The organism is Thioalkalivibrio sp. ALD1 (assembly GCF_000381245.1).
GTDB lineage: Bacteria > Pseudomonadota > Gammaproteobacteria > Ectothiorhodospirales > Ectothiorhodospiraceae > Thioalkalivibrio.
Genome location: NZ_KB906241.1, coordinates 650805 through 673852 on the forward strand (window position 1 = coordinate 650805; position 23048 = coordinate 673852).

A 23048-nucleotide genomic window follows, 5' to 3' on the forward strand; every position below is an offset into this window, starting at 1 on the left:
CGTATTGCGCGGCTTGTCGGAGTCAATGGGAGCGAGGTACTTTGCCCGGTTGGGAGCAGCGGAGAATGGGATTGCGCAACGGGATCGTGAAAGAGTTGGCGGCGGCGAGCCGGTTATTTGGGCGCCTGGCCGACGATGCGGAATTTGTCGCCGAGGTCGAGCTCGTTGCGCAAGTTTGGCTGCGTATCTTGCGTGCAGGCGGCAAGGTGCTGCTGGCGGGCAATGGTGGTAGCGCGGCGGATGCGCAGCACATTGCGGCGGAGATTGTGTGCCGTTATCGGGCGGTGCGCCCGGGTGCGGCGGCGATTGCGTTGACCACCGATACCTCGGTGCTGACGGCGATCGGTAACGATTTTGGCTACGAGCATGTGTTCTCGCGTCAGGTCGAGGCGCTGGGGCAGCCGGGTGATGTGTTCGTCGGGATCAGTACATCCGGGCATTCGCCCAACGTGCTTGAGGCCCTCGGGGTGGCGCGTCAGCGTGGGTTGGTGACCGTTGCCCTGACCGGCGAGAAGGGGCTGCCGGAGACGCATCCCGCGGATCATGTGCTGCGGGTGCCCGATGCCGCCACCGCACGGGTGCAGGAGGTCCACGGGCTGATCGGGCATCTGCTGTGCGGGATCGTCGAGGATGCGCTGGTGGCCGATCAGGAACGCTCGGGGTCGGCGTGAGCGCGCGTGCCCTGTTTCTCGACCGCGACGGGGTGATCAATGTCGACCATGGCTACGTGCATCGCCCTGACCAGGTCGAGTTTGTCCCCGGGATCTTCGAGCTGGTGGCGGCTGCGACCGCCCGTCAGTGGCCGGTGGTGGTCGTCACCAACCAGTCCGGGATTGGCCGCGGCTATTACGGCGACAGCGAATTCCGGCAGCTGACGGACTGGATGCGCAAGCGCTTTTCCGAGCGCGACGGCCGCATCGAGGCGGTCTATCACTGTCCTCATCACCCCCATGATGCGCAGCCCGACTATCGTCGAGCCTGTCCTGATCGCAAGCCGGAGCCGGGCATGCTGCTGCGGGCGCGGGATGACCTGGGTCTGGATCTCCCCGGTTCGGTCCTCGTAGGGGATCGCGCCTCCGACCTCGAGGCGGGGCGTCGAGCCGGGGTTGGTACGCGAATACTGTTTGATCCGTCGGGCACGGAATCGCGGTTGGCCGAAGACGGGGCCGTTCGAATCCGTGCCCTGCCCGAGGCCATTGCGTGGCTCGACTGAGCCGCTATCCGTGATGCGCCAGGTCCTGTACACCGCGCTGCTGCGACTGGCCTCTCCGGCATTGCTGGCGCGGCTGGCGCGCCGTGCGCGGGCGAACGGTGTGCCGGTCGCCCGCTGGCGCGAGTGGTTGGGGTTCGGGGAGTCGCTGGCACCCGGTTCCATCTGGCTCCATGCGGCCTCGGTGGGTGAGGTAGAGGCCGCGCTGCCGCTCGCGCGTGCCTTGCGCAGCCATTATCCGGGGCGCGCGTTGCTGATGACGACCACGACCCCGGAAGGGGCGGCCCGTGTGGAGGCTGCTCTAGGGAACGACGTTCAGCATGCCTACTTGCCGCTGGACCTGCCCGGGGCCGTTTGCCGATTCCTGCGTCGAGCGCGCCCGGCCGCCGCTCTGATCATTGAGACCGAACTCTGGCCCAATCTCTATCGCGCCTGTGAACGGGCCGGTATTCCGCTCTGGTTGGTGAGCGCGCGGCTGTCGCCGCGATCGCTGAAGCGGTATCGGCGTTTGCAGCCACTGGTGCGGGAAACCCTTGAACGTGCCGAGAAGATCCTCGCGCAGGACGAGTCGGCCGCGCGGGGCTTTCGCGAGCTGGGCGCGTCGAACGCGCGCGTTCAGGTGATGGGGAATCTGAAGTTCGATCGCGCATTGCCGCCTGGGTATGAACAGGCGGGGAAGCTGCGTGCGTCCGTTGCGCCCGAGGGAGTACCGGTCTGGGTCGCGGTCAGTACGCGGGAAGGCGAAGAAGAGGCCGTGCTCGAGGCCCACCGCGTGGTGCGCGAATCTCATCCCGGTACCGTGCTGTTCTGGGTGCCGCGTCACCGCAATCGCTTTGATGTTGCTTTCGAGGCGGCCAGGCAATCGGGGTTTTCCGTTGGGAGGCGCACACAGTTTCCGAGTCCGCCGGTGGATGTGCTGGTGGGCGATACGATCGGCGAGATTGGCATCTATCTCGGGGCGGCGGATGTTGCCTTTGTGGGGGGGAGTCTTGTACCCCAGGGTGGGCAGAACGTACTCGAGCCCGCCGCACTTGGTTTGCCGGTGATTGTGGGGCCCAGTACCGAGCATTTTGCTTTTGCGGTTGAGCAGCTGGAACAGCGTGGTGCGCTATGGTGCGTGCAGGATGCCGCGGCGCTGGGGCGTTCAGTCACGGATTTGCTGCGCGATCCTGGATGTCGACGATCAATGGGCAATGCGGCGCGCTCTGTGATCGAGGAAGGGCGCGGTGCGGTGGACCGCGTGCTGGCCGAGATGGAGCCTAGGCTGCATGGTTGAGTGTCAACCAAATCTTTAGCAGGTTGTTTTCGGTTGCTTATTTTTCCCGCCGTAGTCGTTGCCCGCATTCCCGGCACTCATAGCGGTATCGGCGTCGTTGGATCAAGTAATGCCGGCGTGCACTCAGCGCATGCGTCTGGCAGGCGCAACGATACGTATAGGTCTTGACCCTCCTGCCCTGCAGGGGCGTGTTGTGTGTGACTCGTGGCTGGCAGCCAAAGGTCTGCATCCAGGCTCGCCATTCCGCACCGTGGGGCCGAACACGCCGCCATTCGGATGCTCGATATACAAGGGAGTGCGCGACTTCGTGGGCAACGGTATCCGGGAAGTGTGCATCCCAGTCCTGAGAAAAGGCCTCGGGGTTGAAACGAAGTTGCTCACGCCCGTCGCGGACGCGCCATTGCCCCGCAGCTTTTCCCCGCAGATCAAAGAGTACCTCGGGTGTCCTGTGCCGCAGGTCGAGGTTGGCCTTGCGGTAAAGCTCCCTTACCTTTTGGTGAATCTTCGCTTCCTGGTCCCTGGTCAATTGATTTCGGGGGGGTCTTGTAATTTACTTCCATTTTTATCATATTCTCCTGTCCGGCAGATTTCGTCTAGGGCGTGCGAGGGATTGAGAGCCGTTCTGGTCATTGAGAAGTTCCGAACGAGGAGTCATATAAATGAGTCTGGATAGCAAGAAGGCCTCCGAACTTTCCGCCGAAGAGCTGTATGCCCTGGCCCGTCAGCGGGAAAAGGAAGAAGCCGAGCGCCAGGAAGCGGAGCGCCGCAAGAAGCGCGAGAAGCTGATGGAAAAGCGCAAGGAGATGATCGCGCGTCACCGCAAGGAACTCAACGAGCTTGAGCGCCAGATACGCGAGCTGGGCGGCCGCGTTGGTCGCGCTGGTGGTGGCCGGCGTGGGGGCCGGGGAGGCAGCTCGGTCAGTCAGCAACTGGTCGAGATCGTCGCCGAGAAATCCGAAATGGCGACCAAGGAGATCAAGGAGCGCGCCGAGAAGGCCGGCCTGGACACCAAGAATATCTCGCAGACTCTGGCCTATCTGAAGCGCCAGGGGCGTTTGAAGTCTCCGCGCCGCGGGGTGTACAAGACCGCGGCCTGAGCCGATTTGACGTTTGTCGATTGCGGCGGTTATTCCGCCGCAATCGTGTCGGGCAGAGGTTCGAGTTCGACCCCATTCCCGGGGCTGCAGACAAGGCGGCTCTCGCCGTTGAACCAGCTTTGGATCGTGTGGCCTGCAATCTCCTGGCGCCAGCCGCTTGCCAGGCGGCCATTTTTGCCGCCACTCTTCAGGAGTTCGACCACATCCTTGCGCTGTGCGATCGCAGAGGCGCTGATCTGATGTTCGCGTGCGCACTCGCGTAGCAGCGCCATGCCGATATCGACCAGGACCTCGTCGCGTTCGCCAAGGCGTGGCTTTTCGGGCAGATGCGGCCAATCTTCGCGCGGCAGGCCCTGCCCCTCCTTGATGGCTGCCAGTAGCGAGTTGATGTGTTCCGGTTTCATCCCGCCGGGGAACTGGCGTAGTTCGCGCAAGCCCTCGGCAGTGCTCGGTGTGCGGCGCGCAATATCCAGCAGGAGATCATCGGACAACACCCAACGCCGGGGTCGGTTGCTGCTTTGTGCAGTGCGCTCGCGCCAGGCTGCGACACACTTGAGTACGGCGCGTTCCTTGGGCTTCAGTCGTTTCACGCCCGACACTCGCTGCCAGCTTTGGTCCGGGTCCGGCTCGTACAGTGCCGGATCGCTCAGGGCCTCCATCTCCGGGCGGAGCCAGTGCATGCGGTCGTGGGTGTCCAGCTCGTGCAACAGTCGATTGAACAGCGTTGCGAGGTGGCGGACATCGTCCGCGGCATAGCGGATTTGTTCTGCGCTTAGCGGCCGACGGGACCAGTCGGTCCGCGTCTGGCTTTTGTCGAGATCGCGTTCGAGCACGGTCTTGACCAGGTTTGCGTAGCCGACCTGTTCCCCGTAGCCAAGCATGCTGGCCGCGATCTGGGTGTCGAAGACCGGGCTGGGCACAAACCCCAATTCGCGATACAGCAGCTCCATGTCCTGCGAAGCGGCGTGGAAAACCTTGGTGATGCCCGGGTCCCGGAACAGAGGGGCCAGTTGCTGGATATCGAGTTGCAACGGGTCGATGCAGGCGAGCTGATCCAGCGTGGCGGCCTGGATCAGGCAGAGCTGCGGGTAGTAGGTCTTCTCGCGCAGGAACTCGGTGTCCAGGGCGATCCAGTCTGTTCCGGCAATGGAGTCGAGGAACGCCTGCAGGTCTTCGGGCGTCTCGATCAGCCCGTGGTCATGCATGATTCGATTTCTGGCTCGCGTCGAAAGCCGCCTTCTGCTCGGCGGATGCTTCCTTCTGGTAGCGTTCCTTCCATTCGCTGTAGGGCATGCCGTAGACGATCTCGCGGGCGCCCTCGTAATCGATCGACTCGCCGCGTTCTTCGGCGGCCGCGACGTACCACTTGGACAGGCAGTTGCGGCAGAAGCCGGCGAGATTCATCAGGTCGATGTTCTGGACATCCTTGCGTTCATCCAGGTGTTGCAGAAGGCGCTGGAAGACGGCGGCTTCGATCTCGGTGCGGGTCTTCGGATCCATCGTGGATATCTCCATTGATCAGTGTTTCCCTCGGTGCACACAGTATGGAACAGCTTTTGGGGGCGTTCGACCGGGACTGACCTCGGGCGTTCAGCTTAGATGGAGCAGCCAGCGTCGACGCATGTCGCGCAACAGCAGAAAGATCAGGGGCCAGACGAGTGCGCTGGTGGCCACCGGGGCCCAGTACCAGGCGCTTCCGGGCGGCAGTCCGATCGCGCCCTGCGGCCACAGGGCCAACAGCTTGTAAAGCGCCGTGATCACGGCGATCACGATGGCTTGCTGCCACAGGGGATAAACGCGCAGTCGCGGGTGGATCTGCAGCACGATGTAGGCCACGACCGCGAGGGCGATGGCGTTTTGCCCAAGCAGTTGGCCGTGCAGGGTGTCCAGCAACAGCCCCATGGCAAAAGCCGTCAGTACACCGATACGCTGGGGGAAAGCCATGGTCCAGTACACCAGCGTCAGCAACAGCCATTCAGGCCGGGCCGGGGGCAGGGTGTCCGGCATGGGCACGATGGATAGCGCCAGTGCAAATACCAGGGTCAGGGCGACCAGCCAGGGGATGCCCAGTGCTCGGTTCATGGGGCCTCATCCGCCTCCGGAGTGCTGGTCCCGGTTGCGGGCTCTGATCCGCTGTCGTCCAGTTCATCCTCTTCGGTGTTTGATGTCGTGTCGGCATCCGCATCCGGGACCTCGTCGGTCCACAGCAACAGGACTTCCCGCGAGCGATCCAGGGCCGCCAGCGGTTCGGCCTGGATATCCAGGAATGGCTGGCCGGGCTGACGTTCGACCGAGATCACACGGGCGACCGGGTAGTCCGGCGGGAAGCGTCCGCCCAGACCGGATGTCAGCAGGAGGTCGCCTTCCTCGATATCCTCCTGGGGTGGCACGTGCCGCATCTCCAGGCGCCGCGGATTGCCGGTGCCGACGACAATGCCGCGCAGGCCGGTGCGCGCACTGAGCACGGGCAGGGCATGGCCCGGGTCGGAGATCAGCAGGGCGGTGGAGCTGGTCATCTGGGTCGAAAGGACTTGGCCGATTACGCCATCGGGGTGAATCACCGGCTGCCCGGGGTAGACATCGTGTCGGCTGCCCTTGCTCAGTACGATCTGCTGGCGAAAGGGGTCCAGGTCCACGGCCAGGAGTTTGGCGATCTCGACGCGTTCTTCCGCGCGTTCGGCCGTATTCAGCAGCGCCCGCAGGCGGTCGTTCTCCATCTGCAACGCGTCGAAGCGCAGTTGACGAGCCCGCAACTCCGCATTCTCGTCGCGCAGGATGCGATTCTCGGTGATCAGATCTTCGCGACTGGTGAAGGATTCGAGCAGTCGACTGCCCGCCCGGATCGGGGCATCCACTGCGACTTGCAAGGGGTAGGCGATGGTGGACAGTGCATTGCGCACCGTCTGCAGCTCGTTCAGCCGGTGGTCCAGCGCCATCAGCGCCACCCCCAGCAGGATGACCGCGAGCAGGCGCAGAGTGGGCGATACGCCCAGTCTGAACAGCGGCTTGCTGATAGTTCAACCTCCGGTTGCGGGTCGTGGTTGGGCCGGGGGCGCCCCGCGGTCGGCGGGCGCGACGGGCTGGACCCCACCGTGTACCCGGAATGCGGGGCGGCGCCCCATCTCGCCCCGATCCAGCCCGGAGTCTACTCCATGGACAGGAAGTCCACCTGTTTCTCGTCGAGCATCTCCAGTACGCGGCCGCCACCACGCGCCACACAGGTCAGCGGATCGTCGGCGATGACCACCGGGATGCCGGTCTCTTCCATCAGCAGGCGATCGATCTGCTGCAGCAGCGCGCCGCCGCCGGTCAGTACGATGCCGCGCTCGGCGACATCGGAGCCCAGTTCCGGTGGGGTCTGCTCCAGCGCGGTACGCACGGCGGAGACGATCCCGTACAGCGGATCCTGCAGGGCCTCGAGGATCTCGTTGGAGTTCAGCGTGAACGAGCGCGGCACGCCCTCGGCCAGGTTGCGGCCCTTGACCTCGATCTCCAGCAGTTCCTTGCCCGGATAGGCCGACCCGACCGCATGCTTGATGCGCTCGGCGGTGGCCTCGCCGATCAGCACGCCGTAGTTGCGACGCACATACGACATGATCGCCTCGTCGAAGGTATCGCCGCCGATGCGCACGGACTCGGAGTAGACGATGCCGTTCATCGACAGCACCGCGACCTCGGAGGTCCCGCCGCCAATGTCCAGCACCATCGAGCCGACGGCCTCGTCCAACGGGATGCCGGCACCAATCGCGGCCGCCACCGGCTCCTGCAGCAGATACACTTTGCGCGCCCCGGCACCGAACGCGGACTCGCGGATCGCGCGGCGCTCCACCTGCGTCGCGCCACAGGGCACGCAGACCAGCACGCGCGGGCTGGGGCGGAAGATCCGCCGCTCGTGCACCTTCTTGATGAAGTACTGGAGCATCTTCTCGGTGGTGGTGAAGTCGGCGATCACGCCGTCCTTCATCGGGCGGATCGTCACCACGTGTTCGGGTGTGCGTCCCAGCATCTTCTTCGCCTCGATCCCCACGGCCTCGATGGAGCGCGGGCCTCCCGGCCCCCGGTCCTGCCGGATCGCGACCACGGATGGCTCGTTCAGGACGATGCCCTGCCCGCGCATGTAAATAAGCGTGTTGGCAGTGCCGAGGTCGATGGAGATGTCGTTGGAGAACAACCCCAGGAGGCGTTTGAACATGAAGAAGAAACCTGCGTTGGTGGTCGGGCGGGAAAGCCCGAGACTCTAGCAACTGCCCGGGGTTTGGGCAATAACGGCTTTGTGGTAAGTTTGCCGGCCGTTTCCCGCATCATCATCGACTGATACAGGGGCCCTGTCCGAACCATGTCCGTAGAAGCCTCCGAAGTTCAGCGCATCGCGCATCTTGCTCGTCTGGCGATGAGCGACGAAAAGGCCCGTGAGTTTGCCGGCGGTTTGAGCGACATCTTTGCTTTCGTCGAACAACTCGACGGCGCCCCCATCGAGGGTGTGGAACCCATGGCCCATCCGCTGGACGCCGAGCAGCGGCTGCGCCCGGACGCCGTCACCGAGCCCGATAATCGCGAGGGATTTCAGGCGATTGCGCCGGCCGTCGAGGGTGGGCTCTACCTGGTGCCGCGCGTCATCGAGTAACCCGCGGGCGCCACCGGTACGATTCCGCCGAATTCATCACGCTTTTTGTCGACAAGAGTTCTCGAAACCATGTCCCAGGAAACCCTGTCCGGCTGGGTGCGCAGGCTTCAGGCCCGCGAGATCAGCTCGCGCGAGCTGACTCAGCTGTATCTGGAGCGGATCGAGCGCTTCGATCCGCAGCTCAACAGCTTTATTACCGTGACCGCCGAGTCCGCGCTGGCGCAGGCCGAAGCGGCCGATGCCCGTCTGGCCAATGGTGAACAGACCCCGCTGCTGGGTGTGCCGGTCGCGCAGAAGGACATTTTCTGCACCGAGGGCGTGCGCACCTCCTGCGGTTCGCGCATGCTCGATCCCTTCGTCTCGCCTTACGACGCCACCGTCGTCGAGCGGATGAATGCCGCCGGTGCGGTGATGCTCGGCAAGACGAACATGGACGAGTTCGCGATGGGCTCGTCCAACGAGACCAGTTTCTACGGCCCGGTGCGCAATCCCTGGGATATCGAGCGTGTCCCGGGCGGCTCTTCGGGTGGCTCCGCCGCGGCGGTGGGCGCGCGCCTGGTGCCGGGGGCGACCGGCACCGACACCGGCGGATCGATCCGTGAACCCGCCGCGTTCTGCGGTATTACCGGCCTCAAACCCACTTATGGCCGCGTTTCGCGCTACGGCATGATCGCCTTCGCCTCCAGTCTCGACCAGGGCGGTCCGATGGCCGCGACCGCCGAGGACTGTGGCCTGATGCTGAACGCCATGGCCGGTTTCGATCCGCGCGACTCCACCAGCGTCGAGCGTCCGGCCGAGGACTTCACCGCCGGTCTGAACCAGGACCTGAAGGGGCTGCGTATCGGTCTGCCGAAGGAGTTTTTCGGCGAGGGCCTGGACGAGAAGGTGCGCGGCGTGATCGACGCGGCCGTTGAGGTGCTCAAGGGCCGCGGCGCCGAGATCCGCGAGGTCAGCCTGCCGAACAGCCATCTGTCGGTGCCGGCCTATTACGTGATTGCCCCGGCGGAGTGCTCATCCAATCTTGCGCGCTTCGACGGCGTGCGCTACGGCCACCGCTGCGACGACCCCAAGGATCTGATGGACCTCTACACCCGTTCGCGCGGGGAGGGCTTCGGCGACGAGGTGAAGCGCCGCATCATGGTCGGCACCTACGTACTGTCTGCCGGCTATTACGACGCCTACTACCTGAAGGCGCAGAAGGTCCGCCGCATCATTGCCGACGACTTCCGCAGCGCTTTCCAGGACGTCGACGTCCTGCTCGGGCCGACCACGCCGGAGCTGCCGTTCGCGCTGGGCGCCAAGGCCGATCCGGTCAGCATGTACCTGTCGGACATCTACACCATCGCCGCGAACCTCGCGGGCCTGCCGGCGATGTCGCTGCCGGCCGGCGAGATCGACGGCCTGCCGGTGGGCCTGCAGCTGATCGGCAATTACTTCGACGAGGCGCGCCTGCTCGGTGTCGCCCACCAGTACCAGCAAGAAACCGACTGGCACACCCGTGTGCCGGCGGCCTTCGCCTGAGGATCGCCGCATGGAATGGGAAACCGTCATCGGGCTGGAGATTCACGCCCAGCTCAACACCATCTCCAAGATCTTCTCCGGGGCGCCGACCGCCTACGGTGCCGAGCCCAACCGCCAGGCCTGCGCGGTGGACCTGGGCATGCCCGGCGTGCTGCCGGTGCTCAACCAGGGTGCGGTGGAGAAGGCCGTGATGCTGGGGCTGGCGATTGACGCCGAGATCACCCCGCGCTCGGTGTTCGCGCGCAAGAACTACTTCTACCCGGACCTCCCCAAGGGCTACCAGATTTCGCAGTACGAGCTGCCGATCGTCGCCCGCGGGCATTTGGATATCGAGCTGGAGGACGGCACGATCAAGCGCATCGGGGTGACCCGCGCACACCTGGAGGAAGACGCCGGCAAGAGCCTGCACGAAGGCTTCGAGTTGATGACCGGCATCGACCTCAACCGTGCCGGTACCCCGCTGATCGAGATCGTCTCCGAGCCGGAACTGCGCTCGGCGAAAGAGGCGGTCGCCTACATGAAAAAGCTGCACTCGCTGGTGCGCTATCTCGATATCTGCGATGGCAACATGCAGGAAGGCAGCTTCCGCTGTGATGCGAACGTCTCCATCCGGCCCAAGGGACAGACCGAGTTCGGCACCCGCGCGGAGCTGAAGAACCTGAACTCCTTCCGCTTCGTCGAGCGCGCGATCAATCACGAGATCGAGCGCCAGATCGACGTGATCGAGGGTGGCGGCAGTGTCGTCCAGGAGACTCGTCTGTACGACCCGGATCGCGACGAGACGCGCTCCATGCGCACCAAGGAAGAGGCCAACGACTACCGCTATTTCCCCGATCCGGACCTGCTACCGGTGGTGGTGGACACGGCGTTCGTGAACCAGATGCGCGAGAAGCTTCCGGAGCTGCCGGATGCCAAGCGCGCCCGCTTTGTCGAGCAGTACGGCCTGTCCGACTATGACGCCGGTGTGCTGACCGCCGCGCGCGAGATGGGCGATTTCTACGAGGCCGTCGCCGCCGGCTGTGGCGCGCCCAAGCTCGCCGCCAACTGGGTGATGGGCGAGTTCTCCGCGGCGCTGAACCGCTCCGAGGTCGAACTGGCCGAGGCCCCGGTGAACGCCGAGGGCCTGGCCGGGCTCCTGGCCCGCATCCAGGACGAGACCATCTCCGGCAAAATCGCCAAGGAGGTCTTCGAAGCGATGTGGAACGGCGAGGGCGATGCCGACACCGTGATCGAGGCCAAGGGGCTCAAGCAGATCACCGATACCGGCGCGATCGACGCGATCATCGACGAGGTGATGGCCAACAATCCGCAGCAGCTGGAGCAGTACCGCGGCGGCAAGGACAAGCTGTTCGGCTTCTTTGTCGGCCAGGTAATGAAGGCCACCCAGGGCAAGGCCAACCCGGCCCAGGTAAACGAGCGCCTGAAGGCCAAGCTGGACGGATGATGCAGGGCTGCGGACTCCATGCGTGAAACCGACACCCTGCACCGCTTCATGCTGGAGGAGGCTGGGGTGCGTGGCGAATGGGTGCACCTGGACGCCGCCTGGCAGGCCCTGCTGCAACGCCACGAGTATCCGCCGGTGGTGCGCGACCTGCTGGGTCAGGCCTATGCGGCTGTGGCGCTGACGGCCGCCACGCTCAAGTTCGACGGCTCGCTGATCCTGCAGGTGACCGGCACCGGTCCCGTGCACATGATCGTGGCCCAGGCCGATGGCCAGGGTCGGCTGCGCGGCTTGGCCCGCTTCCGTGAGACGCCGCCCGAGGATGCGACGCTGGCCCAGTGTGCCGGCGAAAACGCCCGGTTGATGCTGACGCTGGACCCGGGCGACGGCGGCGAGCGCTACCAGGGCGTGGTCGAGCTGGAGGGCGAGACCCTGGCGGATGCAATGAACGTTTACTTCGAGCGTTCCGAGCAACTACCCACCCGGTTGTGGCTGGCGGCCAATGGCCAGTCCGCGGCCGGGATGCTCTTGCAGGCGGTACCCGGCGAGGGTGGTCATGCAGTCACGCGTGATTCCGAGGACTGGAACCGTGCGAACATCCTGGCCGATACCACGAGCCCCGAGGAGATGCTGAAGCTGGATGCCGGCACGCTGCTCGGCCGGCTGTTCGCCGAGGAGCGCGTACGCCTGTTCGACGGGACCCCGGTCCAGTTCCACTGCCCCTGCTCGCGCGAACGGGTGTCCGAGACCCTGCGCGGCCTCGGGCAGGACGAGATCCGCAGCATCATCGAGGAGCAGGGCCGCATCGAGGTGACCTGCGAGTTCTGCAACGCGCAATATCACTTCGACCCGGTGGATGCCGAGGCCCTCTGCGCCACCCAGGCGGTCCAGCCGCCAACCCCCGACACGCGCCAGTAGCCGGGTTCAAATAAACCGGACACGGAATCTTCCCGCCGGGCGGCAGTCTTTGCTATAGAGATAGCAATGGCATCAGTGTTTCCCTAGCGGGGGCTGGTCATGTATTCCCGGCATACCGAGATTCCCACTCTGGATACCCGGCCCGGATGGCAGGTCGAGGCCCGCTATTACAACCAGGCGGCCCTGGCCCTGCGTCGGCTGGGCCCCGAGATCCGCCTGCCCCTGCCAATCCTGAAGCACCTGGACCTGATCCTGCAGCCGGATGCGTGGGTCGTGGTGGATCGCGTGCTCAACGACATGCCGGTGGTGGCCTGGACGGCCTTTCGCGCCGCCCATCGTCATAACCTGCATCGCCCGGTGGCCTGCGAGCTGCGCCTTTATCACTCCATGGCAACCATGGTCACCAATCGCGCCCTGGCTTGCATGGCCGACCGTCTGGCCGCTGCTCTGGCCCAGGAGGATCAACGTATCCCCCGTGGCCAGGTGGTCGCCTTCCGGCCCCGCTCCAGCGACTGACTCAGCGTCTTCGTCAGGCCCGGGCCGGACGCTGTGCGCAGACCGGGCAATCCGGATCGCGGCGCAGACGAATCTCGCGAAACTGCATGCTGGTCGCATCCACGATCAGCAGCCGCCCGCTCAGGGTCGGGAGCCCGATCAGCAGTTTGAGCGCCTCGGTGGCCTGCAGGCTGCCGATTACCCCCGGCAGGCTGGCCAGCACGCCATTGGCTGCACAGGTGTCCTCGTCCCCGCCGCCCTCGCCATACAGGCAGTGGTAGCAGGCGGCCCCCGGGTCGCGGTAGTCGAAGGTGGTGAGCTGTCCCTCGAAGCGGATTACCGCGCCGGAGACCAGCGGTGTACCGCTGGCAACCGCCGCGCGGTTGATTGCGCCCCGGCTGGCGAAGTTGTCGGTGCCGTCCAGAACCACGTCGGCCTTCGCGAACAGGGTGCTCATGGCAGGCACATCCAGGCGTTCGGCGCGGGTCTCGACGCGACAGTTGGGATTCATCGCCGCCAGGCGCCGCGCCGCGGACTCCACCTTGTCGCGACCGATATCCGCATCGGTATGCAGGATCTGTCGCTGCAGGTTCGTGACCTCGACATGATCCGGGTCGACGAGCGTGAGTCGCCCGACCCCGGCAGCCGCGAGGTAGGCGGCTACGGGCGAACCCAGGCCACCCAGGCCCATGATGACCGCGTGGGCCTCCTGCAGGCCCTGCTGCCCCTCGACCCCGACACCGGGCAGCATGATCTGGCGGCTGTAGCGCAGCAGTTCCGGGTCATCCACGGGGCGTTCTCCAGTGTGAATCGGGTCAAGGCTTAGTCACGTAGTACGGAAAAGTGTAACCGGCGTCACGCTCCTGGGGCGGCTCGGTTAGGAACCGTTCAGGAAGACCCCGTAATTTGGACCTTGGCAATTCTGCCAGTTGCGCAGTCCAAGGAGGTACACGATGAAACGCATGATGATCGCCCTGGCGCCGGCGGCGTTGCTGGTGTTTGCCCTGGCGGCCCCGGCGCATGCGGCCCAGCCGGTCTCCGGCTTTGTGCACACCGGTGCCGCGGCCTTCGACCCCGATGCCCTGCAGCATGTGCATCATCGCCCGGGCCATTATGGCGGCCCGCCGCATGCCCGCAGCCATCCCGGCTATCGTGGCTACAAGCATTCCAAGCGCTCGCACAAACGCGGGCGTGGTCATCATCACCGGCACTATCACAGCTACCAGCAGCACCATCATTACCACTACCACAGCCGCCCGCGACACCGCTCGCCGAGTGGCTCGATGAACCTGCATCTGCATCTGCCGTTCTAGGCTATACCCGCATCACACGGTTGGCCCCGGCGTTCGCGCCGGGGCTTTTTTTATGGGCGGCTTCCGATTGTGACGCGCTCGAGTTCGGCGGGGTCACGCAAACTCCGCACCTCGCGATAGCCTGCCCGCTCCATGCGGGCCCGAACGTCGCGGGCCTGATCAAACCCGTGCTCCAGGAGCAGAGGCGCGCCCGGGAGCAGGTGGAGGAATGCGGTGTCGATGATGGTGTACAGGTCGCCGAGCCCGGCTTCCGGCGCGGCCAGTGCCTCCCGTGGCTCGAAGCGCAGGTCGCCTCGGGTCAGGTGGGGGTCGTCGGGGTCAATGTAGGGCGGGTTGCTGACGATCACGTCGAAGGTGTCCCCGGGCTTGAGCGCGGCGAGCCACGTCCCCTGCAGGAAGGTCACGTCCAGCCCCAGGGTGTCTGCGTTCGCACGGGCCTGGCGCAGGGCGTCCGCGCTGCGGTCGGTGGCGACGGCCTCTATGGCCGGGCGTTCCGCCTTCAGCGCGAGGATGATTGCGCCGCTGCCGGTGCCCAGGTCCAGCACCCGGGGATGCGCGCGCTCGCAGGCGTCGATGGTCGCGATTGCCTGTTCCACCAGGAGTTCGGTCTCCGGGCGCGGGATCAGACAGGCGGGGGAGACCCCGAGATCGAGGGTCCAGAAGGCGCGCCGGCCGAGGATGTGGGCGATCGGCTCACCCGCCTCGCGACGCCGGCACAGGGTGTCGGCACGTTCGCGCTGCGACGCGGAGGCGACATCGAGCCCGCGGGCGATCAGGGCGCTGGTGTCGAGCCCGGTCGCCGCGCCGAGCAGCAGCCGGGCCTCGAGACCCGGCTCGTCCGATCCGGCCGCCTGCAGACGGTCGCGCAGCTCCCGCAGCAGGGCATCCAGCGTGGCAGGCGTTTCCATTACGCGTCCGCGAGAGTCGCGAGCTGTTCGGCCTGGTATTCGTGGATCAGTGGGTCGATCACCGGGTCGAGGTCGCCGGCCATCACCTGTTCCAGCTTGTACAGGGTCAGGTTGATGCGGTGGTCGGTGACGCGGCCCTGCGGGAAGTTGTAGGTGCGGATGCGTTCGGAGCGGTCGCCGCTTCCGACCAGGCTCTTGCGCTCGGCGCTCTGCGCGGCGTCCTGGGCCTCGCGCTCGGCCTCGAACAGGCGGGCGGCGAGGTAGGTCATGGCCTTGGCGCGGTTCTTGTGCTGCGAGCGTTCTTCCTGGCACTCGACCACGATGCCGGTGGGCAGGTGGGTCAGGCGGATCGCCGAGTCGGTCTTGTTGACGTGCTGGCCGCCGGCCCCGGAGGCGCGGAAGGTGTCCACGCGCAGGTCGGCCGGGTTGATCTCCGGCATCTCGACCTCGTCCAGCTCCGGCAGGATGGCGACCGTGGCCGCGGAGGTGTGGATGCGGCCCTGGGATTCGGTCTCCGGGACGCGCTGAACGCGGTGGGCGCCGGATTCGAACTTGAGTCGCGAGAAGGCGCCCTGGCCGGCCAGGCGTCCGATCACTTCGCGGTAGCCGCCGTGCTCGCCCTCGCTGGCGCTGAGGATTTCCAGCTTCCAGCCCTGTTGTTCGGCGTAGCGGGTGTACATGCGCAGCAGGTCGCCGGCGAAGATTGCGGCCTCGTCGCCGCCGGTGCCGGCACGGATCTCGAGGAACACGTTGGCGTTGTCGTGTGGGTCCTTCGGGATCAGATGGCGATGGAGCTCGGCCTCCAGCGCCTCGGTCTGTTCCGTCAGGGTCTCGATCTCGGCCTCGGCCATTGCGCGCAGCTCGGGGTCGTCCTCCGCGAGCATCGCGCGGGCCTCTTCCAGCGCGGCCTGGTTGTCGTGCCAGGCCCGCCAGGCCTCGGCGACCGGTTCGAGCTGGCTGTATTCCTGCGACAAACGGCGCAGCTGGTCGGCGTCCTCGGCGGCGTCCGGCGTGGCCAGCAGCTGCGCGATCTCGGCATGGCGCTCCGCCAGGCCCTCGAGCTTGGTGCGGAACGAGGCCTTCACGAACGGGGGCCGGATTCAGGGTCGTGGCCGGGGTCGTCTTCCGGGCTGGGCAGCTGGAACAGCCGGTGGGCGGCATCAAGCAGGCGCGCGTCGCCCTCGTGCGCGGCGGTGTTCAGCGACTTGCAGGGGGCGTGCATCAGCTTGTTGGTCAGGCTGTGGGCCAGCAGCTGCATGGCCTCTTCCGGCGACTTGCCGGCGCGCAGCATCGCCTCGGCCTTGGACAGGGATTCCGCCTTGACGGCCTCGGCGCGCTGACGCAGCTGGCGGATGCTGTCGACGGAGTCGCGGGCGCGCAGCCAGCGCATGAATTCGCTGGCGCGCTGGGTGATGATCTCCTCGGCCTGCGCGGCGGCGGCCTGGCGCGAGGCCATGTTCTCGTCGATCACTTCCTGGAGGTCATCCACCGTGTAGAGGTAGACGTCCTCGAGCTGGCCGACCTCGGGCTCGATGTCGCGCGGGACGGCGATGTCGACCATGAAGATCGGCTTGTGCCGGCGCTTGCGCAGGGCACGTTCCACCGCCCCCTTGCCGAGGATCGGCAGCGGCGCGGCGGTGGAGGAGATCACGATGTCGGCCTCGGCCAGGCGATCCGGCAACTGGTTCAGGCTGATCGCGTGGGCATCGAAGCGCTCGGCCACGGCCTGCGCGCGCTCCTCGGTACGGTTGGCGACGATCACCTGGCCGATCCCGTGGCCGGACAGGTGCTGCAGCGCCAGTTCGATCGTTTCCCCGGCGCCGATCACCAGTGCGGTCAGCGGCTTCAGGTCGCCAAAGATCTGGCGCGCCAGCGAGACCGCGGCAAAGGCCACGGAGACGGCGCTCTGGCCGATCGCGGTCTGGGTGCGCACGTCCTTGGCGGTGGCAAAGGCATGCTGGAACAGGCGCTCCAGCGAACGGCCCAGCGTGCCGGCGTCGTGGGCATGCTGGTAGGCCGTCTTCATCTGCCCGAGGATCTGGGGCTCCCCGAGGACCAGCGAGTCCAGTCCGCTCGCCACACGCAGGGTGTGGCGCACCGCGGAGCCGTCGTGGTGCAGGTAGAGGTAGGGCCTGAGTTCGTCGCGGTCGATGCCGTGGTAGCCGCCCAGCCAGTCCAGCACACGGTGTTCCGACTGATTGCCGCCCTCGCGGAAGTACACCTCGGTGCGGTTGCAGGTCGACAGGATCGCGGTTTCCGGCAACAGGACACCCGAGCGCAGCGAGTGCAGGGCCTCGCCGAGCTGGCTTTCGTTCACCGACAGCCGTTCGCGGATCGCGACCGGGGCGGTCTTGTGATTAATGCCAAGAGTGAACAGCATGCTGACGCTATTGTGCCGCAAATGCCCGGAAAAGGCCCCCAAAACATACAAGTCACCCGGGGTGCTTGTGCTTCCCGAGGGGAGACGTCCCTAGTGTACTGACCCGTGCCGTCCGTTACAGTGTCCAATTGGTGCACCACACGGTTAGTGGTCCGGAACCGTGGCGCGCGGCGGGCGTCCCAATAATGATGCACGCATTCGAGTCTCACCGTTCATGAAATGGAGCAGTCCGATCAGACCCGAAATGATTCGACCCCTTTTTGCGGCGCTGGCCGTGCTAGTGCTGGTGGGCTGTGCCCACATGCCTCTGGGCGCCTCGGAGGGCGAGGCCCCGGAGACGGATCGCCCCGTCATCCTCCCGATCATGCCGGCGCAGGACCCGGAGGCAGCTCTGATGCTCGGCGTGCTGGTGGGCGAGATCGCCGTGCGTTCCGGGGAATATCAGGAGGCGGCGCGCTATTACGGTGCCGCGGCCCTGATCAGTGACGATCCGGCGATCGCCGAACGCGCCACCCGCATCGCGCTGTTTGCCCAGGACCGCAACCAGGCCCTGCAGTCGTCCGAGCGCTGGCGCCAGTTGGCACCGGAGAGTCTGGATGCCCTGCAACTGTCCACAGTGCTGCGGCTGGACCTGGGCCAACCGGGTCCGGCGGCCGAGCAGATGGGCGAGGTCATCGACCTGCAGGCCGTGCAGGGGGGTGATCCCTATGCGGCGCTCGGAGCTGTTGTGGGCCAGACGCGTAACCGCGAGGCGGCGCTCGAAGCCCTGGAGAAGTTGACGGATCAACGCCAGGACGATGTCGGTGTACACCGTGTGTATGCCGAGGCGGCGCTGCGGTTCGCTCCGGGCGAGCCGGCACTGGAAGCGGCCACGCGGGGTGTGGAGCGGTTTCCGGAGTCCGTACCGTTGCGGTTGCTCCATGCCCGCGCACTGGACGAGGCGGGGGAGTCGGACGAGGCCCTGGAAGTCCTGCGTGCGACAGTGTCCGATCACCCGGAGAGTCGCGAGGCCCGTTTTGGCTATGCCCGTATGCTGGCCGAGCATGATGATCGCGAAATGGCGCGCGAGGAGATGGATCGCCTGGTCGAGCAGGATCCGGAGGATGTGCAGCTACTGCTGGCACTGGCACTGATGAATCTGGAGGCCGAGCAACTGGGGCCGGCCCGGACCTATCTGGAGCGACTGGATGCCCTGGGCGAGCGCGAGGACGACATCGCGTACTACTTGGGCCGGCTGCATGAGATGGAAGAGGATCCGGAGGGTGCGCGCCTGGCCTACGAGCGGGTCGATGGCGGGAGTCACGCGGACGATGCACGTCTGCGTGCGGCACGCATGACGTTCGAGATCGAAGGCGAGCCGGCTGCACGCGAGCGTTTCCAGCAAATGCAGCAGGGCCCGGATACGGAGCTGGCACGACGCGCCTATCTCGGCGAAGCGAACCTGTTGCGCGAAAAGGGCGAGTACGCGGCCGCACGCGAGCGTCTGAATCGGGGGCTGGTCCAGTTCCCGGGCGATACCCGCTTGTTGTACATGCGCGGTCTGGTTCACGAGCGCAAGGATGATATCGAGGCCGCAGAAGCGGACTTTCGCACGATACTGGACAACGATCCGGAGAACGTCGCGGCTCTGAATGCATTGGGGTACACCCTGGCTGATCGTACCGAGCGCTACGAGGAAGCGCTGGACCTGATCGAGCGGGCCTACGCGAAGGAGCCCGACGATGCGGCGATCATCGACAGCTATGGCTGGGTCCTCTACCGTCTCGGGCGGCTCGACGAGGCCGAGGATTTCCTGCGTCGTGCCTACGATCTTTCCGATGATGGCGAGATCGCGAGCAACCTCGCCGTGGTGCTCTGGGAGCGGGGTGAACGGGATGAAGCGCGCGCCATTCTGGAGGCGGCGCTGGAACGTGAACCGGATCACGAGCGCCTGCTGCGGGTGCGCGACGAACTCCTCAAGTGATGTTGCCTGGATCCCGAAAGTCCCGCGCACCCTCGTGGGCGGGAATGACCCGCTGGGCGTCGGGTATCGTCGTGACACTGGTGCTGGTCGGTTGTACGGCCCCTATGCCTCGCACCGAGCCCGACCCGGACACGCGTCAGGCATTCGACGAGCGTGCCGAGATCGTGAAGGCCTTCGACGAGTGGCGTCTCGCGGCACGTCTGGGACTTTCCACCGAGACCGAATACTGGTCCGCCCAGCTGAACTGGCGGGTGCAGCAGGGCCGCCATGTCCTCGACCTGTCCGGCCCGATGGGACGCGGGGGTGGGCGTCTGACACTGGCTCCGAACCAGTCAGCCGTGCTGGTCACGCGTTCTGGCGAGCACTACCAGGCCGAGGATCCGGATGCCCTGGTCGCCTACCTGACGAACGAGTCGATCCCGGTTTCCGGCATGCGCTACTGGGTGCGGGGATTGCTCGCCCCGGACGCCGATTACGAACTGGCGACGGACGAGGACGGCTTGCCTCGTCGTATCGAACAGTCCGGCTGGGTGATCGAATTCGGCGAGTTCGACGAAGTTGACGGCGTGGCGTTGCCGGTGCGCATGGATCTGGAGCGCGAGGGTGTGGAGTTGCGTGTGCGCATCGCGAACTGGCATTTGGCAACGCCATGAGCGGCCCTTTCGATGCGGCCTTTCCCGCGCCAGCCAAGATCAACCGGTTCCTGCATGTCACGGGTCGCCGCGCAGATGGCTATCACGAACTGCAGACCGTTTTTCAGTTTGTCGGACTGGCGGATTCGCTGCGCTTTGAACCGCTCGAGCGGGGGCGGATCGAGATGGCGGCTGGTGCCGTCGACGGGGCTGACAACTTGTGCCTGCGGGCGGCACGGGCGCTGGCGGACGCCAGCGGGGCGCCCCTCGGAGTGCGGGTACACCTCGACAAGCGCATCCCGATCGGAGGCGGCCTGGGTGGCGGGAGCTCCGATGCCGCGACCACGCTGGTCGCATTGAACCATCTCTTTGGTCTCGGCTTGTCGGAAGACGATCTGGCGACCCTCGGGCTTGATCTGGGAGCCGACGTTCCAGTGTTTGTGCGCGGCCGGGCGGCCTGGGCCGAGGGTGTCGGCGATCGCCTGGTTTCCGTGGAGCCGGATCTGGCCTGGCTGTTGCTGGTGGACCCCGGCGTTTCGGTGGCGACAGCCGCCATGTTTGGCGCAGCGGAATTGACACGCGACTGTCCCGCCGAGACAATTTCGCCCGAAATCGACGCCGCGCGCTTTCGTAATGTCTTCGAGCCGCTGGTTCGCCGGCAGTATCCCTCCATTGGCGAGGCACTGGACTGGATGGGCGGGCAGACGAAGCGTGCGCGTTTGAGTGGTACCGGGGGCTGCATTTTCGGGATGTTCCCGAGCGAGTCGGCCGCGCGCCAGGCGCAGTCCGCACAGCCCGTGTCCTGGCAAAGCTGGGTGACGCCGCTGACCAATGTGTCGCCCTTGCGGCAGTGGCTTCCGCGTGGCGCGGCCGGGGGCGAAGGTGCCGAACAAGAAGCAATTGGGCCGTAGCCAAGCGGTAAGGCAACGGGTTTTGATCCCGTCATGCGCAGGTTCGACCCGAGCGGCGTAGCCGCGAGAGCACGCCACCGCAGGTGGCGCCCGAAGGGTGGCGCGTAGCGCCATCATCCTGCCGGCCCGGATCGGCGGCAGCCGATCCGCCATCAGGTTCCGGAAGTGGAACCCGGGCAGGGGCGAGGCAGGCAGTAACGAGTAATTGGGCCGTAGCCAAGCGGTAAGGCAACGGGTTTTGATCCCGTCATGCGCAGGTTCGAATCCTGCCGGCCCAGCCATACAACGAGACCCGCGGCGCTTGCCGCCGCGGCACCGGCCAAAGGGCCGGCAGGATGAGAACCGGGTTCGACTCGAGCGGTGTAGCCGCGAGAGAACGCCGCCACTGGCGGCGGCCCGAAGGGCGGCGCGCAGCGCCGTAATCCTGCCGGCCCAGCCATACAACGCGGGTGGTGATGCTGGATATCGCCACCGCGCCATACACCACAGACCCCGGCGCCACGCCGGTGTCTATATCTGGAGCCAGGTGACCCGTTCACCCGCTCCGCACCACTCAGACCGGACGAAACCGTGGTCGACAAGAGCCGAATGATGGTCTTCGCGGGGAACGCGAATCCCCGCCTGGCGCAGAGCGTCGCCGAGCACCTGGGCCTGCCGATGGGCAAGGCGATTGTAGGGCGCTTCAGCGATGGCGAGGTGCAGGTCGAGATTCTGGAGAACGTGCGTGGGCGCGACGTCTTCCTGATCCAGCCGACCGGGCAGCCGACCAACGAGAACATCATGGAGCTGGTGATCATGGTGGACGCGCTGCGTCGCGCCTCGGCCGGCCGCATTACCACGGTGATCCCGTATTTTGGCTATGCCCGCCAGGACCGCCGGGTGCGCTCGGCGCGGGTGCCGATCTCGGCCAAGGTGGTCGCGAACATGATCGAGGCAGTCGGTGCCGATCGCGTGCTCACGATAGACGTGCACGCGGATCAGGTGCAGGGCTTTTTCAACGTCCCGGTGGACAACATCTATGCCTCGCCGGTACTGCTGGGCGATGTCTGGCGGCATGTCTCCGGCAATCTGACCGTGGTTTCGCCGGATGTTGGTGGCGTGGTGCGGGCCCGTGCGATTGCCAAGCGTCTGGACGATGCCGATCTGGCGATTATCGACAAGCGGCGCCCGCGTGCGAACGAATCCGAAGTGATGCACATTATCGGCGACGTACGCGACAAGTCCTGCATCATTATCGACGACCTGGTGGATACGGCGGGCACGTTGTGCCAGGCGGCCAGGGCCCTGAAGGAACATGGAGCGGCGTCCGTGAGCGCTTATGCCACGCACCCCGTGCTTTCTGGTGCGGCAATTGATAACATAAACGGTTCGGCGCTGGACGAGCTGGTGGTGACCGATACCCTGGCACTGCAGCCGAATGCCCAGGCCTGTGCGAAGATCCGACAGTTGTCGGTGGCGGAGATGCTGGCCGAGACTATTCGCCGGATCAACCGCGAGGAGTCGGTCAGTTCGCTGTTTGTAGATTGACGCGTCGTAGATTGACGCGTTGTGGACTGACGCGCAGGGCGTTCCGGCGTCACGATTTCGGGGGCTTGACCCCCAACCTCACGCCTCATCTGGTCGCGGATGAGGCGTGTTCATTTGGAGAAAGCAACGATGAGCATGAGTTTTACCATTGAAGCCGAGAAGCGGGACGAGCAGGGATCGAGTGCGAGCCGCCGCCTGCGTCGCGCCGGCAGGCTGCCCGCCATCCTGTACGGGGGCGACAAAGACGCCCAGGCAATCACCCTCGATCACAACGCGATGGTGCACAACCTGAAGCATGATGCCTTCTACTCGCACATTCTGAGCGTCAAGCTCGGCGGCAAGACCGAGAAGGCGATCCTGCGCGATGTGCAGCGCCACCCGTTCAAGCCGACCATCTATCACGTCGACCTGCTGCGAGTCTCCGCGAACCAGCCGATCCGCGTGCACGTGCCACTGCACTTCCACAACGAGGAAGAGTGCAAGGGCGTGAAGCTGGGTGGCGGCATGGTCAGCCGCAGTCTGAACGACATCGAAGTCGAGTGCCTGCCGGGCGATCTGCCCGAGTCCATCGACATCGATGTGGCCGAGATGGACGTCGGTGACACCATCCACATCTCCGAGCTGACCCTGCCGAAGGGTGTGGAGAGCGTGGCCCTTATGCATGGTGAGGATTACGACTACGCCGTGGTCAGTGTCCTGCTCCCGCGCGCCGCGAAGGCCGAGGACGAAGAGGGCGAGGAAGTCGAAGCCGCCGAGGCCGAGGGCGCCGAAGACGAGGGTGGCGAAGAAGCCGCCTCCGGCGACGAAGGCGAGTCCGAGGGCAAGGAATAAG

Annotated in this window: 25 protein-coding genes, 2 tRNA genes and 1 other RNA gene; 18 read left to right on the forward strand and 10 right to left on the reverse strand. The window is 65.7% G+C overall.

The genetic code is table 11. The annotated features are described in order from the left end of the window. The first annotated feature begins 65 nt into the window (after positions 1–65). From F623_RS0103040 to waaA, 3 genes are read left to right on the forward strand one after another with little or no spacing between them, the layout of a single operon-like run. Positions 66–671 carry a D-sedoheptulose 7-phosphate isomerase gene (locus F623_RS0103040; RefSeq protein WP_018860768.1) on the forward strand — a complete coding sequence of 202 codons (606 nt, stop codon included), beginning with the start codon at positions 66–68 and terminating at the stop codon, positions 669–671. Further along, positions 668–1213, forward strand: coding sequence for a D-glycero-beta-D-manno-heptose 1,7-bisphosphate 7-phosphatase (locus F623_RS0103045; RefSeq protein ID WP_018860767.1), 546 nt, complete (start codon positions 668–670; stop codon positions 1211–1213). The genes F623_RS0103040 and F623_RS0103045 overlap by 4 nt, the downstream gene beginning before the upstream one ends. A 13-nt stretch (positions 1214–1226) precedes the next feature. Next, the gene (waaA, locus tag F623_RS0103050) at positions 1227–2486 is read left to right on the forward strand and encodes a lipid IV(A) 3-deoxy-D-manno-octulosonic acid transferase (protein WP_018860766.1); all 1260 of its coding nucleotides are present in this window, start codon (positions 1227–1229) and stop codon (positions 2484–2486) included. Positions 2487–2523: 37 nt separating this feature from the next. Here the strand turns inward: waaA and F623_RS13010 are convergent, their stop codons facing one another. Beyond that, positions 2524–3012, reverse strand: a complete 489-nt coding sequence (locus F623_RS13010; RefSeq protein ID WP_081616561.1) for a SprT-like domain-containing protein — start codon at positions 3010–3012, stop codon at positions 2524–2526. A 133-nt stretch (positions 3013–3145) separates the two neighbouring features. On the opposite strand from F623_RS13010, the gene F623_RS0103055 reads away from it, so the two are divergent. After that, a complete protein-coding gene (locus F623_RS0103055) occupies positions 3146–3583 on the forward strand; it encodes a hypothetical protein (protein WP_018860765.1) in 438 nt (145 codons plus the stop codon). 29 nt (positions 3584–3612) lie between these two features. Here the strand turns inward: F623_RS0103055 and rnd are convergent, their stop codons facing one another. The 5 genes from rnd to F623_RS0103080 form a co-directional block, all read right to left on the reverse strand. Then, complete coding sequence (gene rnd, locus F623_RS0103060; protein WP_018860764.1) at positions 3613–4788, reverse strand: ribonuclease D; 1176 nt, start codon at positions 4786–4788, stop codon at positions 3613–3615. Continuing rightward, positions 4781–5083, reverse strand: a complete 303-nt coding sequence (locus F623_RS0103065) for a DUF1244 domain-containing protein (protein ID WP_018860763.1) — start codon at positions 5081–5083, stop codon at positions 4781–4783. Before F623_RS0103065 ends, rnd begins: the two co-directional genes overlap by 8 nt. A gap of 90 nt (positions 5084–5173) precedes the next feature. Then, positions 5174–5665, reverse strand: a complete 492-nt coding sequence (gene mreD, locus F623_RS0103070) for a rod shape-determining protein MreD (protein ID WP_018860762.1) — start codon at positions 5663–5665, stop codon at positions 5174–5176. After that, positions 5662–6597, reverse strand: a complete 936-nt coding sequence (gene mreC, locus F623_RS0103075) for a rod shape-determining protein MreC (RefSeq protein ID WP_155984189.1) — start codon at positions 6595–6597, stop codon at positions 5662–5664. Before mreC ends, mreD begins: the two co-directional genes overlap by 4 nt. Positions 6598–6728: 131 nt before the next feature. Beyond that, positions 6729–7775 (reverse strand): rod shape-determining protein, encoded by a 1047-nt coding sequence (locus tag F623_RS0103080; protein WP_012981744.1) that lies wholly within the window; start codon positions 7773–7775, stop codon positions 6729–6731. A 144-nt stretch (positions 7776–7919) separates the two neighbouring features. Between F623_RS0103080 and gatC the strand changes: the two genes are divergently transcribed. From gatC to F623_RS0103105, 5 genes are all read left to right on the forward strand, one after another. Further along, positions 7920–8207, forward strand: coding sequence for an Asp-tRNA(Asn)/Glu-tRNA(Gln) amidotransferase subunit GatC (gene gatC / locus F623_RS0103085; protein WP_018860760.1), 288 nt, complete (start codon positions 7920–7922; stop codon positions 8205–8207). 69 nt (positions 8208–8276) lie between these two features. After that, positions 8277–9728: an Asp-tRNA(Asn)/Glu-tRNA(Gln) amidotransferase subunit GatA gene (gene gatA / locus F623_RS0103090; RefSeq protein ID WP_018860759.1), complete on the forward strand. Its 1452-nt coding sequence runs from the start codon at positions 8277–8279 to the stop codon at positions 9726–9728. A 10-nt stretch (positions 9729–9738) separates the two neighbouring features. Continuing rightward, positions 9739–11172, forward strand: coding sequence for an Asp-tRNA(Asn)/Glu-tRNA(Gln) amidotransferase subunit GatB (gatB, locus tag F623_RS0103095; protein ID WP_018860758.1), 1434 nt, complete (start codon positions 9739–9741; stop codon positions 11170–11172). 18 nt (positions 11173–11190) lie between these two features. Continuing rightward, entirely contained in the window at positions 11191–12087 is an 897-nt protein-coding gene (gene hslO, locus F623_RS0103100) for an Hsp33 family molecular chaperone HslO (protein WP_018860757.1), read from the forward strand. A gap of 99 nt (positions 12088–12186) precedes the next feature. Further along, on the forward strand, positions 12187–12603 hold the full coding sequence (locus F623_RS0103105) for a hypothetical protein (RefSeq protein ID WP_018860756.1): 417 nt from the start codon (positions 12187–12189) through the stop codon (positions 12601–12603). Between the two features lie 13 nt (positions 12604–12616). Here F623_RS0103105 and F623_RS0103110 read toward each other — a convergent pair whose 3' ends face one another. Beyond that, on the reverse strand, positions 12617–13372 hold the full coding sequence (locus F623_RS0103110) for a molybdopterin-synthase adenylyltransferase MoeB (protein WP_018860755.1): 756 nt from the start codon (positions 13370–13372) through the stop codon (positions 12617–12619). A 163-nt stretch (positions 13373–13535) separates the two neighbouring features. Here F623_RS0103110 and F623_RS0103115 point away from each other — a divergent pair, with 163 nt between their 5' ends. Beyond that, positions 13536–13895, forward strand: a complete 360-nt coding sequence (locus tag F623_RS0103115) for a hypothetical protein (RefSeq protein ID WP_026278580.1) — start codon at positions 13536–13538, stop codon at positions 13893–13895. Between the two features lie 50 nt (positions 13896–13945). Here F623_RS0103115 and prmC read toward each other — a convergent pair whose 3' ends face one another. The 3 genes from prmC to hemA are packed head-to-tail and all read right to left on the reverse strand — an operon-like array spanning position 13946 to position 17183. Next, positions 13946–14803 carry a peptide chain release factor N(5)-glutamine methyltransferase gene (gene prmC / locus F623_RS0103120; protein ID WP_018860754.1) on the reverse strand — a complete coding sequence of 286 codons (858 nt, stop codon included), beginning with the start codon at positions 14801–14803 and terminating at the stop codon, positions 13946–13948. Then, positions 14803–15888: a peptide chain release factor 1 gene (gene prfA / locus F623_RS0103125; RefSeq protein WP_018860753.1), complete on the reverse strand. Its 1086-nt coding sequence runs from the start codon at positions 15886–15888 to the stop codon at positions 14803–14805. The genes prmC and prfA overlap by 1 nt, the downstream gene beginning before the upstream one ends. After that, positions 15885–17183 carry a glutamyl-tRNA reductase gene (hemA, locus tag F623_RS0103130; RefSeq protein WP_018860752.1) on the reverse strand — a complete coding sequence of 433 codons (1299 nt, stop codon included), beginning with the start codon at positions 17181–17183 and terminating at the stop codon, positions 15885–15887. Before hemA ends, prfA begins: the two co-directional genes overlap by 4 nt. Before the next feature lie 244 nt (positions 17184–17427). On the opposite strand from hemA, the gene F623_RS0103135 reads away from it, so the two are divergent. From F623_RS0103135 to F623_RS0103160, 8 genes are all read left to right on the forward strand, one after another. Next, positions 17428–19146 carry a tetratricopeptide repeat protein gene (locus F623_RS0103135; protein ID WP_018860751.1) on the forward strand — a complete coding sequence of 573 codons (1719 nt, stop codon included), beginning with the start codon at positions 17428–17430 and terminating at the stop codon, positions 19144–19146. A 44-nt stretch (positions 19147–19190) separates the two neighbouring features. After that, a complete protein-coding gene (gene lolB, locus F623_RS0103140) occupies positions 19191–19799 on the forward strand; it encodes a lipoprotein insertase outer membrane protein LolB (RefSeq protein ID WP_018860750.1) in 609 nt (202 codons plus the stop codon). Further along, entirely contained in the window at positions 19796–20689 is an 894-nt protein-coding gene (ispE, locus tag F623_RS0103145; protein WP_018860749.1) for a 4-(cytidine 5'-diphospho)-2-C-methyl-D-erythritol kinase, read from the forward strand. Before lolB ends, ispE begins: the two co-directional genes overlap by 4 nt. Next, positions 20682–20753: transfer RNA gene (locus F623_RS13375), tRNA-Gln, on the forward strand. The genes ispE and F623_RS13375 overlap by 8 nt, the downstream gene beginning before the upstream one ends. Positions 20754–20895: 142 nt before the next feature. Beyond that, a tRNA-Gln gene (locus tag F623_RS0103150) sits at positions 20896–20970 on the forward strand. A 33-nt stretch (positions 20971–21003) separates the two neighbouring features. After that, a non-coding RNA gene (locus tag F623_RS13015) (RtT sRNA) lies at positions 21004–21128 on the forward strand. Positions 21129–21259: 131 nt separating this feature from the next. Then, the gene (locus F623_RS0103155) at positions 21260–22216 is read left to right on the forward strand and encodes a ribose-phosphate diphosphokinase (RefSeq protein WP_026278578.1); all 957 of its coding nucleotides are present in this window, start codon (positions 21260–21262) and stop codon (positions 22214–22216) included. 129 nt (positions 22217–22345) lie between these two features. Continuing rightward, positions 22346–23047 carry a 50S ribosomal protein L25/general stress protein Ctc gene (locus F623_RS0103160; RefSeq protein ID WP_026278577.1) on the forward strand — a complete coding sequence of 234 codons (702 nt, stop codon included), beginning with the start codon at positions 22346–22348 and terminating at the stop codon, positions 23045–23047. Position 23048: the final 1 nt, after the last annotated feature.